Below are 14712 nucleotides of genomic sequence, written 5' to 3'. Positions count from 1 at the left end.
TATGAGTTTACACACACACACGTTTACTTCTGCTGATGAGCTGGTTAGTGTTTTTAGCCAGCGCATTGCCGATACATTAAAGCAAGCAATTAGTGAGAAAGGTAAAGCTAGCCTCGTAGTTAGTGGTGGTAGTACGCCGCTACCTTTATTCAAAGCGCTATGCTCTCGCCCCGTAGATTGGTCAAAAGTCACGATTACCTTGGCTGACGAACGTTGGGTTGATAACCAAGATGCCGCTAGTAATGAGAAGCTAGTCCGTGAAAACCTACTACAGGATAAAGCTGCCGCTGCCCGATTTGTTGCCTTGAAGACGCAACATGATAATGCCGAGGATGGTGTCGATGAGCTTACGCGTACGTTTGAAGACGTGGGTTTACCCTTTGATATTGTCATATTAGGAATGGGGGAAGATGGTCATACAGCATCATTATTTCCGTGCAGTGCGCAAGTAGAAGCGGGATTAGATCTCAATTCACCTGCTATGCTTATAGCAACGCAACCCACGACTGCGCCACATCAAAGAATGTCCTTCACCTTGAAGGCTTTAGTGAGTAGTGCACATGTATTCTTACATTTGACCGGGCAAAAAAAGTTAGATGTACTTAACGATGCCATTGAGAATGCAAGTGAACTCGAAAAGCCGATTAAAGCAGTGTGTGACAAAGCGACTGTTGAATTAATGTGGGCACCTTAGGAGAATATGATGAATCCAATTATCCAAGAAGTAACACAACGAATTATTGAACGTAGCAAAGACACGCGTGCTGCGTATTTAGCAAAAATTGAAAGAGCTAGAAAGCAAGGTCCACTGCGCGGCGAGTTATCTTGCGGCAACTTAGCTCATGGTTTTGCTGCTTGTAATAAAGATGACAAATCAGACCTACGCAGCATGACAAAAGCCAATGTGGCGATTATATCTTCTTACAACGACATGTTGTCAGCTCACCAACCATATGAAAGCTATCCGCAGCAGATTAAAGATGCAGTGAGATCTGTGGGCAGTGTCGCTCAATTTGCTGGTGGTGTTCCGGCAATGTGTGACGGTGTGACGCAAGGTAATGCCGGTATGGAACTAAGCCTGATGAGTCGCGATAATATAGCCATGGGCGCAGCTATTGCCCTATCGCACAATATGTTTGATGCCACTGTGATGTTGGGAATTTGTGACAAAATCGTCCCCGGTCTCTTGCTCGGTGGCCTTAGCTTCGGTCATTTACCCACTGTTTTTGTACCTGCGGGCCCAATGCCATCAGGTCTACCAAACAAAGAAAAAGCCAGAGTAAGACAAGCTTACGCAGAAGGTAAAGTTGGCCGTGATGAATTATTGGAAGCCGAGTCTCAGTCTTATCATTCTGCAGGAACCTGCACTTTCTATGGTACTGCAAACAGTAACCAACTGGTTGTTGAAGTCATGGGGCTGCACTTGCCGGGAGCCTCATTTGTTAACCCAGGTACACCTTTACGTGATGCATTGACCAAGGCCGCATCCGTGCAAGCAACACGCTTAACGGATTTAGGTGAAAACTATATGCCGATTGGTCATATTGTTGATGCTAAAGCTATGGTTAACGGTATTGTTGCCTTGTTAGCCACAGGTGGTTCAACTAATCACACAATGCATTTAGTTGCCGTTGCAAGAGCTGCTGGTTTAATCGTAAATTGGGATGACTTTTCTGACTTATCTAAAGCCACTCCATTATTAACTCGTATTTATCCTAATGGTTCTGCTGATATCAATCACTTTACCGCTGCTGGTGGTATGAGCTTGTTGTTCAAGCAGCTTTTAGATGCTGGTTTACTGCATAACGACGTGAACACTATTTGTGGTAAAGGCTTAGAGCAATATACCAAAGAACCTAAGCTTCGTGACGGCGAATTGGTTTGGGAAGATGGCCCACAAGCATCCTTGGACAAAGAAGTGCTTGCGACAGTAGAGCAACCGTTTAAACCAGACGGTGGCCTATCTGTCTTAGAAGGTAAGATTGGACGCGCAGTCATGAAAACCTCAGCTTTGCGCGATCCTAATTGCCACATCAAAGCGCCTGCCGTGGTATTCGAAGACCAATATGCACTAGATAAAGCATTCCAAGATGGTGAGCTTAACAAAGACTGTGTTGTTGTCGTACGTTTCCAAGGTCCATCGGCCATTGGTATGCCAGAGCTGCACCGTTTAACACCGCCACTAGGGGTGCTACAAGATAAAGGGTACAAAGTGGCTTTAGTCACAGACGGCCGGATGTCAGGAGCATCGGGTAAAGTACCTGCTGCTATTCATTTAACGCCTGAAGCTTACAAAGGTGGTTTAATTGCCAAAGTTCACGACGGTGATCTGATTGAGCTGAATACGGCAACAGGTGAGTTTATTTTACATGTTGATGATGCCGAGTTAGCTGCGCGTGAACCTGCCGTGGCGAATCTAAGCGATAGCCATGTAGGTATGGGTAGAGAGTTATTCGCAGGCATGCGAGCATCTTTGTCAGGAGCTGAAGAAGGCGCCTGTTCACTGTTTTTTGAGCAAGAGTAATAAATATGAGTAACATGTTCGTCGCTGATGTCGGTGGGACCAATATACGCTTGGCCCAAATTGAAAATGGCCAAATAAAAGCTATTAAAAAGTATCTTTGTACTGAGTTTGACACAATTGCTGAGGCAATTACTCAATTCGGTGATGATGTAGGACAAGACAGCTTCGAGCATGGTTGCATTGCTATTGCATGCCCTGTTAATCATGATCTAGTTAAAATGACAAACCACACTTGGCAATTCTCCAAAAAAGCGTTGCGTGATGAATTGTCCCTATCGCAGTTACACGTTATCAATGACTTCTCGGCAGTAGCGCATTCTTTGCCAACCTTATCTGCCGATCAAGTCATAAAAATTGGTAGAGGTGAAGCTGACCCGAAAGGGAACATCGTCGTATTTGGACCTGGCACGGGCTTGGGAGTTGAACATCTAACCTTAACTGCTGCTGGTTGGCAGACCTTAGACGGTGAGGGTGGTCATGTTGACTTTGCACCAAATGATGAAATAGACATCGTGATTTGGCGTTACCTTAAAGAAAAGTTAGGTCGTGTATCTGCTGAAGAGGTGCTCTCTGGCCGCGGTATCGTGAATATCTATAGTGCGCTAGCGATTAACGCTGGAGAGCCTGAAGATTATAATGATCCTGCTGATATCACTGAGCGTGCCCTCGCAGGCACAGATACACTGTGTGTCGCTGCTGTTACGCAGTTCTGTCGGATTATGGGCAGTTTTGCTGGCAATTTGGCACTAAATCTTTGTACTACGGGTGGTGTTTTCATCGGCGGTGGCATTGCCTCACGTTTAGGCGAATTCTTTGTAAACAGTGAGTTTCGTCAGCAGTTTGAGGCGAAAGGTAACTTTGCAGGCTATGTAGAAAATATTCCTACTTACTTAATTAATGAGCCCGATCATGGATTGCTTGGCGCATTAGCTTATTTATTACAACAAACAAAAGAGACTAATTGATGATGAATAACTGGACCTTTTCCTCAGAAGAAATCTTTAAGCAAGGACCGGTTGTACCTGTTCTCGTAATTGAAAACGTTGAAGATGCTGTACCAATCGCGAAAGCGTTAATGGACGGGGGTATTAACGTACTTGAAGTGACTCTTCGTACCGAAGCCGCAATGGACGTTATTCGCGTCATTGCGAAAGAACTTCCTGACGCCTATATTGGCGCAGGTACGGTCACCAACAGAGAGCAACTGAAAGCAGTTACTGAGGCCGGCGCTAAGTTTGCGATTAGCCCAGGTTTGACTGCCGACTTATTGCAAGCAGGTAAAGAAGGGACTATTCCTCTGATACCTGGCGTTTCAAATATTTCTGATTTGATGAAAGCGAAAGATGCGGGATACGACCATTTGAAATTCTTCCCTGCAGAGGCCGCGGGCGGCGTAAAAGCATTGAAATCTATTGGCGGACCATTCCCTGATGTCGCTTTCTGTCCTACCGGCGGCATTAGCCCGAGTAACTATAAAGAGTATTTGGCTCTGCCTAATGTGAAGTGTTGTGGTGGCTCTTGGTTGGCGCCAACGGATGCAATTGAAAATAAACAATGGTCTATTATCACTGAGTTGGCAAAACAGGCTGTCGCCATTTAGCACAATACGAATGTAAGCAAACCATTAAAAAAACGCTCCTGAGGAGCGTTTTTCGTCTCTAGTCAATTATCTGTTCTAGTACATGCCTCTCGTTCGGGGCGATACAATGCGGTGAGCTTATTGCAGCTTCTATACAGAGCATGTTTCTGTAACCTTCTGGGGGCATGTCAGCCATCTTAGCGCTCTTATCTATCCAAGGGTTCCAGATGATCACAGAATCGTGTCCAGTATGCGCTACGGATAGATTAGCCACATTGCTAGTCGTTCGTTCATCGAAACTGACACTTACCTTTTCCATCTTGTTGCTGTCATCGACTAAATGGATACGGTCAACCTCTTGTTGTATACGATAACGCGCCGGACTATCAAACAAGCGACTATCTTCCAGTTTGTCGATGAACTTACCTTCAATACCGTGTAATTCTAGTGTATCAATACTAGGTACATTCAAGTAAGAATGGAGTGCCGCGGTGATTGATTGCGAAATGCTAGACAGGTTTTGGCTGCTTAGTTTAACAGTGCATTTCTCAGCAAATGTAAACTCAATTTCTACATTTAGCGACTTTTCGAAGCCAAACAAGCCAAGCTTACTAGGTTGAAGTGTGATCTTAGTTTCGTCTTCGCTTTCGCTAATGGCACTCACATCCCAATCTTGGGTGCGCACAAAACCGTGTGCCGGATAACCGCCTGGAGCACGAAGAGACTGACTGTTAGATTCATCGTTGTGGTGTTCAGGGTAGATGTCTGCAAACCACGGCCAGCAGACAGGAATGCCGCCTCTAATCGCTTTGCTTTTATCAAATATTGCCGCAGAACTTAACCAAAGGCGCTCGCGTTGATCCTTCTGTGGTATAAAACTGAGTAAATGTGCGCCGAAAAGACTCAACTTTGCTCGACAATGCTTGTTTGTAATCTCAAGGATATCGACTTTATCAATACTCGCCCTGTTCACTGTATCGAGCACTGTATAGTCAATCTTTGTGTCAGTCAGCATAGTGTGTCCAAGTAGTTAAATTAATCAGTAAAACGGTTAAGGGTAGGGCGTAAGTATACAAACCATCGGTCTGAAAAGAAAAAAGACGGCGAGAAGGCCGTCTTTTTTATGTCAACGTTGCGACTACTCTGAAATATGCGCAACTAAATCGAGTACTCGATTTGAGTAGCCAACTTCGTTGTCATACCAAGATACCACTTTCACAAAGGTATCTGTTAGTGAAATACCCGCATCTGCATCAAACACGCTTGACTGTGTATCACCGATAAAGTCTTGCGAAACGACAGCGTCTTCTGTGTAACCAAGAATACCTTTAAGAGGGCCTTCTGCTGCAGCTTTCATTACTTTACAGATTTCTTCGTAACTCGCGCCTTTTTCGAGGTTAACGGTAAGGTCAACAACAGACACATTGGCAGTCGGTACACGGAAAGCCATGCCCGTTAATTTGCCATTCAATGCAGGAATGACTTTTCCAACCGCTTTTGCTGCGCCGGTAGAAGAAGGAATGATATTTTGAGAAGCACCACGTCCGCCACGCCAGTCTTTAGCTGAAGGGCCATCAACCGTTTTCTGCGTTGCTGTTGTTGCATGCACTGTTGTCATCAAACCGTCTTTGATCCCGAAGGTATCGTTTAGGACTTTCGCGATGGGTGCGAGACAGTTGGTTGTACAAGATGCGTTTGAAACGATAGCTTCACCTGCATATTCTTCATGGTTAACTCCCATGACGAACATGGGTGTGTCGTCTTTAGACGGTGCTGACATGACAACTTTCTTTGCACCCGCTGCTATGTGCTTTTCAGCGGTTTCTTTAGTTAAGAATAGGCCCGTAGACTCAATAACTACATCTGCTGCTACTGCGTCCCATGCTAAGTCTTCTGGATTGCGTTCTGCAGTCACACGGATTTCGTTGCCGTTGACGACTAACTTATCTCCTACAACCTCTACAGTGCCGTCAAAGCGGCCGTGTGTAGAATCATATTTAAACATGTAAGCAATGTAGTCTAAATCTAGTAAGTCATTGATTGCTACTACGTTGATATCGCTTCTTGTTGCAGCCGCGCGTAACACTAAACGCCCAATTCTACCAAATCCATTAATTCCGACATTAATCGCCATGTGAGACCTCTTTTGAATGTAAATTCATCAATTGAAATAAAATTACAAAAATTATTGATCAAAACCACTTTTATTGCAAAGTTATATTAGTCTTTGTTGTTTAATTACATATTTTTTAGTGTAAAATAGTAATGCAAACGTATTCAATTTCCTATTAGACTTACTTAATGAATAATGGCGCGTTAAAATTATGTTGCAAAAACGCTAACAACTGTCTGTGGTGCATCAAAAAGTTGAGACCAAGGCAACTAGGAAGAATTAAATGAACCAAATTATTGAAGGTTTAGTCGCTTCTCGAGGCATCGAATCAGCATTTGTCGATGCTTGGGGTAACCCTGCAACGGTTACCGATGAAACCAAGATAAAACTGCTGAAAGCAATGGGCTACGAGGTCGATGACCTTACATTGCTTGAGCAACAAGTTGAAGATAGCGTAACGCAACAATGGTTAAACTTGGTCAATCCAGTGCAAGTATTTAAGCATGATGAAGCTTTAGTCTTCCCATTGCGTGTTTCTATAGATACAGCGGCTGAAGTTTATAACGTTTTGTTAACATTGGAGTCTGGTGAAGAGCAACGCTTTGAAATCGAACCAGTTGAGCAACAATTGCTTAACGTGGCCGAATTGGAAGATGAGGAAGTTCATGAATATGCTGTTGCCTTAGATGTAGACTTACCAATGGGTTACCACGAACTGACAGTCTCGCTCGGCGATGCTGAATTGGGTCGCTCACGTCTCATAAAGGTTCCCGAACGGTGTTTTATTCCTGAACCGATTGAAAATGGTAAAAAGATTTGGGGCTTAAGCGTTCAACTGTACTGCGTTCGCAGCCAAAAGAACTGGGGTATTGGTGACTTTTCTGACTTGACCGTGCTAGTCAAAAATGCGGCTTGTCAAGGTGCTGATTTTATTGGCCTTAACCCTATACATGAACTTTACCCTGCTAATCCAGATGCTTGTAGTCCTTATGGCCCAAGCTCTCGTCGTTGGCTGAATTATCTGTATATTGATGTCGAGCAAGTGCCTGAATTCGACAGTAAAGTCGTACAAATGTGGGTTCAAAGTTTTGGCCTTGAAGCGCGTTTAAATGAACTCAGAGCAACGGAATATGTCGACTATGAGGGTGTTGCAGAAGTTAAGTTAGCAGCTTTAAACCAAGTGTTTACTGAGTTTCAGTCTGTCTATTTAAGTAAAAATACGAAGCATAACAAGGCTTTTAAGCAATTTGTAAAAGAAGGGGGGGAAAGTCTGCAAACCCTCGCTGTTTTTGAAGCATTGCAAGAGCGTTTGAAAGCTGATGGAAAAGATTATTGGGGATGGCCTGTATTCCCTGAAGAATATAAATCATATGACATGCCAGCTGTTGCTGAGTTTGCTAAGCAGAATAAAGAAAGAGTCACGTTCTATCTGTTTTTACAATGGCAAGCAGCCCTGCAATTTGAAGATGCCAGCAAAGCGGCAAATGACGCTGGTATGCTCATCGGCCTCTATCGTGACTTAGCGGTGGGGGTGAGTGAAGGAAGTGCAGAAATTTGGGGTAATCAAGATCTCTACTGCATCGATGCCTCCGTTGGCGCACCTCCTGATATTCTTGGACCGCTAGGCCAAAATTGGGGCTTGCCTCCAATGGATCCTATCAAATTGTATGAGCAAGCCTATCAACCGATCATCGATTTATTTTCTTCAAACATGCATGCGTCTGGCGCATTGCGAATCGACCATGTCATGGCTTTGTTGCGTTTATGGTGGGTTTATCGCGGCGATCATGCAAGTAAAGGGGGCTATGTTTGCTACCCAGTTGAAGACCTCCTTGGTATTTTAGCGCTTGAAAGTCAACGCAATCAAAGTTTAGTGATTGGTGAAGATTTAGGTACCGTGCCAGAAGAGATTCGTTCAAAGTTAGCCGATAACGGTATGTATTCCTATCGTGTCTTCTTCTTCGAACAAGCCGAGGATGGTGGTTTCTATTCGCCGTCGCACTACCCAGAACAATCTATGTCTACGCTGACGACCCATGACATGCCGACCTTAATAGGGTATTGGCACTGCGACGATTTAGCATTAGGAAAAGAGCTCGGCCTATATCCAGATGCTGATGTCCTAGCAACGCTTTACGATAGTCGTCACGAGAATAAACAGCATATACTGGACACTTTACATGGTCATCATTCAATTACTAAAAATGTAAGCCATAATGTGAATGATGTTGGCATGTCCACCGAGCTTAACTATGGCATGCAAACACATATGGCAACCGGCTCAAGTGCATTGCTCAGCCTTCAGCTAGAAGACTGGTTGCAAATGGACAAGCCGGTGAATATCCCTGGTACGTTTAAGGAATATCCAAATTGGAAACGTAAGTTATCTAGAAATTTAGAGGATATTTTTGATGATAGTGATATTGTTGCCTTAGCGAAAAACTTAAGTGGTCGCCGTAAAGCAGCAAGTAGCGAGTAAGCGGGACTTTTACCGAAAAATAACAATATTGGAGCTTCTATGGCTGTAGCTACAGAACTAACGCATGGCCGTTGCGCAAACCCATTTACTATTTTGGGTGCAACACAAGTAAAAAACAAAACACGCGTGAGTCTGTGGTTACCAAGCGCTACAAAAGTAGAGGTATTCAATGCTAAGTCTAAGAAACTCCTTAGCGAAGCCACTCAAACAGAGAGTGGCTTGTTTATTTGTGAATTTACAAAATCCAGAAGCAAAAATTTTATATATTCAGTAACAGCCCATTACGGTGATACACAACACTCCTTTATCGACCCCTACCAATTTCAAGATGAAGCGTTTCATGCAGTGCATTTTGTAGACCATCAAGCAGAAAACCTATATCAACAAATTGGTGCACAGTTGACCGAAGCTCGAGGTGTATCGGGTGTTCGATTCGCTGTGTTTGCGCCAAATGCCTCTGCGGTCTCGTTGATTGGAGATTTTAATCTTTGGGATGATGTGAAGCATCCTATGCAGAAAACGGATCTAGGCTATTGGGTCTTATTCGTACCAGAACTGCATACTGGTGATACCTACAAGTTCGCTATTAAAGATGCTGAAGGGCATCGATTGCCGGATAAAGCAGACCCATTGGGCTTTCATCATCAACAATATCCATCACACTGTTCTGTTATCTATGACCAAGATGCTTATGAATGGCAAGATCAGGCTTGGATGCAGCGAGAGAACATTGATCACTACCATAAACCGATGAGTGTGTATGAGGTTCATTTGGGTTCTTGGCGCAAACCAGGGGACCAAAATCGTCGTTACTTAAGCTATCATGAGCTAGCTGATGAGTTAGTCTCTTACGTCAAAGAGATGGCCTACACTCATATCGAAGTGCTGCCAGTGTCAGAGTTTCCATTTGATGGCTCATGGGGTTATCAACCCGTTGGCCTATTCGCACCTACCAGTCGCTTCGGTGAACCAGATGGTTTCAAGTACTTTGTTGATAAATGCCATCAAGAAGGCATTGCAGTGATTGTTGATTGGGTTCCCGCGCATTTTCCTGAAGATGGCCACGGTTTAGCTAGGTTCGATGGTTCGCATTTGTACGAATACGAAGACCCACGCAAGGGTTGGCATCCAGATTGGAACTCATGTATTTACGACTTTGGTAAACAAACGGTGAGACAATTCTTGGTTGCAAATGCCTTGTTTTGGTTTGATAAATATCACGTTGACGGAATCAGAGTAGATGCTGTAGCGTCAATGCTATACCTCGATTATTCTCGAAATGACGGTGAGTGGATCCCGAATGTAGACGGCGGTAATCATAACTATGAGGCTATTAGCCTGTTACAGTGGATGAATACAGAGGTTTATGCGAAACATCCACATGCGATGACCATAGCCGAGGAATCAACCTCGTTTGCGGGGGTCTCAAAACCCGTTGATGCCGGTGGTCTTGGATTTGGCTTTAAGTGGAATATGGGCTGGATGCACGACTCACTGCATTACATTGCCAAAGATCCTGCCTATCGCCGTTTTCATCACGGTGAACTGACATTTAGTATGGTATATGCATTCGATGAAAATTTTGTGTTACCTATTTCACACGATGAAGTAGTGCATGGTAAAGGTGCAATGTTGCAAAAAATGCCAGGCGATGAATGGCAACAGGCTGCAAACCTGCGTGCGTATTATGGCTTTATGTTTGCGCACCCAGGCAAAAAATTACAATTTATGGGTAACGAATTTGCCCAAAACCGAGAGTGGAACCACGATATTTCTTTAGATTGGCACTTGCAAGAGGAGCCTAAGCACGCCGGTATTCAAGCCTTATACAAGCGTTTGAATCAAGTATATCAAGAGCATTCAGCTTTGCATGAACTAGATCATGAAGCCAGGGGCTTTCGGTGGATTGACCACAATAATGCAGAACAATCGGTTGTGTCTTTGCTTAGACGCAATGCCGATAATACCGAGCAGGTCCTTTGCATTGCCAATTTCACTCCCATCCCGAGAGAGCAGTTTCGTATTGGTTGTGAGCAGGTAGGCGAATATACACTCCTCTTGAATACTGACGATGCGCAGTTTGGCGGCAGTGCTTATTTGGCTGATGCCCCTAAAGTTGATTCGCAAAACACGCCGTGGAATGATTGTGAACACTCTGTCGTTGTTAACTTGCCACCACTTAGCGTGATTTTCTTAGCGTGGAAAGAGTCTACATAATGACAATGCAAAGTACTGCGTTTCAACTACGCAAAGGCAATGTAAGCCCTTTCGGTGCCAGCCTTGATAAGCAGGGATGTAATTTTTCGATTTACTGCCCAGACGCGAGTAAAGTCTATCTATGTCTGTTTGACTCAAACGAAGTAGAAATAGCGCAAATTCAACTCCAACAAAGACTGCAGTCAAAGTGGTTTGGCTTCGTTAGTGGTGTACAAGCGGGTCAACTATATGGATATCGAATCGAATCAAAAGCCCACCGAAAAGTAAATGACGAGATGGATGTCGGGCGTTTGTTAATAGACCCCTATGCAAAACAAATTAATCGCCCGTTGCATTGGCAGCGTGATGCCTATAACGGCGAACAGCGTGAGATACTGGGGCAAAGTGTGTTTGACAATGCAGGCTTTATGCCTAAATCGGTAGTGACGCCTTGTTCTGATTTACCTGAAACTGTTTATTGTAAATTGCATAGTGAGAGACCTTCAGTAAGTCATCGCGTGATTTATGAAGCGCATATTAAAGGATTAACCAAGCTGCACCCTGAAGTGCCTGAAGAGCAAAGAGGAACATACCTAGGCGCGTGTCATCCCGCCGTTATCAAACATCTAAAAGACCTGGGGATTACCAGCGTTCAGTTTTTACCTTTGTTTGCGTTTATGCCAGAACCTTATATTACAGAAAAAGGACTCACGAATTATTGGGGCTACAATCCTATTAATTTTTTTAGTCCTGAGCCGCGCTATGCCAATAAGGACGCGTTGTCAGAATGTAAATTAATGATTCAAGAGTATCATAAGGCCGGTATAGAAGTGATTTTAGACGTGGTCTTCAACCATACTGCGGAAAGTGGTGAACCCGGTCCCATATTATCCTTCAAAGGCTTGTGCCATCAACATGCCTATCTTCAAGTGATTAATGATGAAGTGAATACGCCCACTTACATGAATTATTCTGGTTGCGGAAATACGATCAACGCTGCCAACACTTTCATGATGAACATGATTATTGATGCTTTACGCTACTGGGTTTCGGAAATAGGGGTTGATGGCTTCCGGTTTGATTTAGCTGCATCGCTAGGGCGAGAACCATTCGACTTCCATGCAAATGCCGCAATATTCAAAATTTTGCGTCAGGACCCTGTTCTCAAAGGCGTGACGATGATCGCTGAACCCTGGGATATCGGTCCAGGTGGATATCAGCTTGGTCAGTTCCCGGACTATTGGTTAGAAGTAAATGATAAATTTAGGGATTCAGTGCGCGGTTTTTGGCGCTCAGATACAGGTCTAAAAGCCGATTTTGCCACTCGATTAATGGGCTCTCGTGATGTGTTTAGAAAAGGCATCAGGCCTATGCAAACCAGCGTAAACAATATTACTTATCACGATGGATATACTTTACAAGACATTGTGATGTATGAACAAAAACATAACCTAGCAAACCTAGAAGACAATCATGATGGACATAATCACAATCTGAGCTGTAACTTTGGCGTCGAAGGACCAACTGAAGCACCAGAAATACAGCATCAACGTGAACAACAAAAACGTAATTTATTCGCTACATTGATTTTATCGCAAGGCACACCCCATATATTGGGCGGTGATGAATTGAGCCGTTCTCAGCAAGGTAATAATAATGCCTATTGCCAAGACAACGAATTAAACTGGTTCGATTGGTCCTTGGATGAGCGACAAAAAGAGTTTTTAGCATTTACACAACATGTCGTTTCCTTACGTAGAGATAATCCACTGTTGGCAAGGATGATGTTTGACGACGATCAGTTTAGTAATGAAGTGAATGTAGCCTCAGCAGAGTGGTATCGTGTTGATGGGTCTCATAAACGAGATCAAGATTGGACCAATGATAATCATCACTGTTTCGCCTTACATATCATCGAGGCATTGAATGAAAGTGACAATGAACCGACCAAGGAAGCGCAACAATGGTTATATTGCATCAATAGCTCACCAGAAGATGTTGAATTTAACTTACCCTTATTGCTCAGTTCCGAACACTGGGAATGTGTCTTGAACACCCATATTAATAACATTAGCGATTATCAATCTATTCCGGTCAGCCCCTTGTTTTCGATGCCAGCTCGTTGTTTTTGCCTGTTTAGAAAAAACGTATAAAGCGCGCTTTTTTGATTCAGCTATTTATCCCTACCTAAAATGGGTGGTATGATCCCGCGCAATTCAAATCCAATGAGTATTGATTAATGAGTGTGTCTTCCAAGCATTTGCAACAAACGGAACAAAGCGGCCTATGTGATATCGGCTTTATTGGTTTAGGTGTGATGGGTAAAAACCTCACTTTAAATCTAGCTGACAACGGTTATAAAGTTGCATGTTTTGATTTGGACCAAGCCAAAATTGACGCCATTCTGGCGCAGGACGAATTGGAAAGAACCACTGACGAAGCGCGTGTTGTCGCCTGTCGATCTTATACAGAGTTACTCAGTAACCTCAAAGCACCGCATACTATTATTTTGTCTGTCCCAGCAGGTGAACCTGTGGACCATGTTTGTCATCATTTAATTGACGCTGGTATCGAGGCTGACGACATCGTTGTAGATACTGGAAACTCATTGTGGACTGATTCTGTTGAGCGTGAAGCCAAATACAAAGGAAAATTTGTATTTTTCTCAACGGCTGTTTCAGGCGGAGAGGTCGGCGCGCGCTTCGGGCCATCACTGATGCCTTCTGGTGACCCTTATGCTTGGACTCGCATCGAATCTATTTGGCAGGCTGTCGCTGCTAAGGTTGACCCTGAAACAGGTAAGCCCATTGAATCTTTTGAGCCAGGAAAACCAGTTACAAGAGGAGAGCCTTGTACTACCTATATTGGCCCTGTTGGCGCGGGTCATTATGTAAAAATGGTACATAATGGGATTGAATATGCAGATATGCAATTGATATGTGAAGCTTACCATATCATGCGTAACGGCCTGAATATGTCACCAAAAGAAATTGCGGCAACCTACCGAGAGTGGAATCAAGGTTTACTGAACTCCTACCTGATTGAAATCAGTGCTGAAGTATTAGATCAAGAGGACCCTGAAACAGGTGCCGCGTTAGTTGATGTGATTATGGACAAAGCGGGTCAAAAAGGTACGGGATTGTGGACTGCTGTCAGTGCCTTGCAAGTCGGAAGCCCGGCACAAACCATCACTCAAGCGGTCTTTGCCAGAAGTTTATCGTCATTTAAGTCAGAGCGGGTGGCGGCAAGTCAGAAACTGAGTGGTCCTGATGCTTCAATGACAACGCAAAGTTCAAAGGAAGAAGTCATCAAGCAGTTACATGATGCTTTATATTGCTCCAAAATATGTGCTTACGCCCAAGGCTTTCAATTGATGAGTATTGCTGCGAAAGAGCATGGCTGGCAGCTTGATTTTGCTGAGATTGCCAAGATATGGCGAGCAGGGTGTATCATCCGTGCGGTTTTCTTACAATCGATTACCCAAGCATATGAAAGCAATGAGCACTTAGAGAATTTATTGCTGGACCCATTCTTCATCAAGCAAATCAACGATTATCAATCAAATTGGCGTCGTGCCATTGCATCAGCAACGATTGCTGGCATACCTTGTCCGGCAATGTCCAGCGCCTTAAGCTATTACGACTCCTACCGCTGTGATGTATTGCCTGCTAACTTATTACAAGGTCAGCGTGATTTCTTCGGCGCACATACTTTTTCACGCACAGATAAACCAGAAGGCAAAAAATACCATATAGAATGGAATCACCCTGACAGACCCATGGTTGCGGTAAAAAAATAGTGAGCCGTTTTGAGCCTAAAAG

At 43.9% G+C, this 14712-nt stretch carries 10 protein-coding genes; 8 read left to right on the top strand and 2 right to left on the bottom strand.

The annotated features are described in order from the left end of the window. Position 1 precedes the first annotated feature (1 nt). Genes pgl through RM544_RS04585 form a run of 4 tightly spaced genes read left to right on the top strand, consistent with a single transcriptional unit; the run spans position 2 to position 4124 of the window. Complete coding sequence (pgl, locus tag RM544_RS04600) at positions 2–694, top strand: 6-phosphogluconolactonase (protein WP_311360583.1); 693 nt, start codon at positions 2–4, stop codon at positions 692–694. A 9-nt stretch (positions 695–703) separates the two neighbouring features. Further along, positions 704–2524 (top strand): phosphogluconate dehydratase, encoded by a 1821-nt coding sequence (edd, locus tag RM544_RS04595; protein WP_311360725.1) that lies wholly within the window; start codon positions 704–706, stop codon positions 2522–2524. A 5-nt stretch (positions 2525–2529) separates the two neighbouring features. Continuing rightward, positions 2530–3489 carry a glucokinase gene (glk, locus tag RM544_RS04590; protein WP_311360582.1) on the top strand — a complete coding sequence of 320 codons (960 nt, stop codon included), beginning with the start codon at positions 2530–2532 and terminating at the stop codon, positions 3487–3489. Further along, positions 3489–4124, top strand: a complete 636-nt coding sequence (locus RM544_RS04585; RefSeq protein WP_311360581.1) for a bifunctional 4-hydroxy-2-oxoglutarate aldolase/2-dehydro-3-deoxy-phosphogluconate aldolase — start codon at positions 3489–3491, stop codon at positions 4122–4124. The genes glk and RM544_RS04585 overlap by 1 nt, the downstream gene beginning before the upstream one ends. A gap of 58 nt (positions 4125–4182) precedes the next feature. Here RM544_RS04585 and RM544_RS04580 read toward each other — a convergent pair whose 3' ends face one another. Beyond that, entirely contained in the window at positions 4183–5118 is a 936-nt protein-coding gene (locus tag RM544_RS04580) for a D-hexose-6-phosphate mutarotase (protein WP_311360580.1), read from the bottom strand. A gap of 123 nt (positions 5119–5241) precedes the next feature. After that, positions 5242–6237: a type I glyceraldehyde-3-phosphate dehydrogenase gene (gene gap / locus RM544_RS04575; protein WP_311360579.1), complete on the bottom strand. Its 996-nt coding sequence runs from the start codon at positions 6235–6237 to the stop codon at positions 5242–5244. Between the two features lie 262 nt (positions 6238–6499). Here gap and malQ point away from each other — a divergent pair, with 262 nt between their 5' ends. From malQ to gndA, 4 genes are all read left to right on the top strand, one after another. Then, on the top strand, positions 6500–8695 hold the full coding sequence (gene malQ, locus RM544_RS04570; protein WP_311360578.1) for a 4-alpha-glucanotransferase: 2196 nt from the start codon (positions 6500–6502) through the stop codon (positions 8693–8695). Positions 8696–8734: 39 nt separating this feature from the next. Further along, a complete protein-coding gene (glgB, locus tag RM544_RS04565) occupies positions 8735–10912 on the top strand; it encodes a 1,4-alpha-glucan branching protein GlgB (protein ID WP_311360577.1) in 2178 nt (725 codons plus the stop codon). Positions 10913–10917: 5 nt separating this feature from the next. Continuing rightward, positions 10918–13044 (top strand): glycogen debranching protein GlgX, encoded by a 2127-nt coding sequence (gene glgX / locus RM544_RS04560; RefSeq protein ID WP_432264470.1) that lies wholly within the window; start codon positions 10918–10920, stop codon positions 13042–13044. A gap of 86 nt (positions 13045–13130) precedes the next feature. Next, a complete protein-coding gene (gene gndA, locus RM544_RS04555) occupies positions 13131–14690 on the top strand; it encodes an NADP-dependent phosphogluconate dehydrogenase (RefSeq protein WP_311360575.1) in 1560 nt (519 codons plus the stop codon). Positions 14691–14712 lie beyond the last annotated feature (22 nt).

This window comes from Brumicola blandensis (assembly GCF_031846165.1).
GTDB classification, from domain to species: Bacteria; Pseudomonadota; Gammaproteobacteria; order Enterobacterales; family Alteromonadaceae; genus Glaciecola; species Glaciecola blandensis.
The sequence above is the reverse complement of the archived record's forward strand: the minus strand, read 5'-3'. Positions and strand labels throughout refer to the sequence as shown.

Excerpts from the sequence above, each read along its gene's own strand:
- pgl (WP_311360583.1), top strand. The coding sequence starts at position 2 with ATGAGTTTACACACACACACGTTTACTTCTGCTGATGAGCTGGTTAGT.
- edd (WP_311360725.1), top strand. The coding sequence starts at position 704 with ATGAATCCAATTATCCAAGAAGTAACACAACGAATTATTGAACGTAGC.
- glk (WP_311360582.1), top strand. The coding sequence starts at position 2,530 with ATGAGTAACATGTTCGTCGCTGATGTCGGTGGGACCAATATACGCTTG.
- RM544_RS04585 (WP_311360581.1), top strand. The coding sequence starts at position 3,489 with ATGATGAATAACTGGACCTTTTCCTCAGAAGAAATCTTTAAGCAAGGA.
- RM544_RS04580 (WP_311360580.1), bottom strand. The coding sequence starts at position 5,118 with ATGCTGACTGACACAAAGATTGACTATACAGTGCTCGATACAGTGAAC.
- gap (WP_311360579.1), bottom strand. The coding sequence starts at position 6,237 with ATGGCGATTAATGTCGGAATTAATGGATTTGGTAGAATTGGGCGTTTA.
- malQ (WP_311360578.1), top strand. The coding sequence starts at position 6,500 with ATGAACCAAATTATTGAAGGTTTAGTCGCTTCTCGAGGCATCGAATCA.
- glgB (WP_311360577.1), top strand. The coding sequence starts at position 8,735 with ATGGCTGTAGCTACAGAACTAACGCATGGCCGTTGCGCAAACCCATTT.
- glgX (WP_432264470.1), top strand. The coding sequence starts at position 10,918 with ATGCAAAGTACTGCGTTTCAACTACGCAAAGGCAATGTAAGCCCTTTC.
- gndA (WP_311360575.1), top strand. The coding sequence starts at position 13,131 with ATGAGTGTGTCTTCCAAGCATTTGCAACAAACGGAACAAAGCGGCCTA.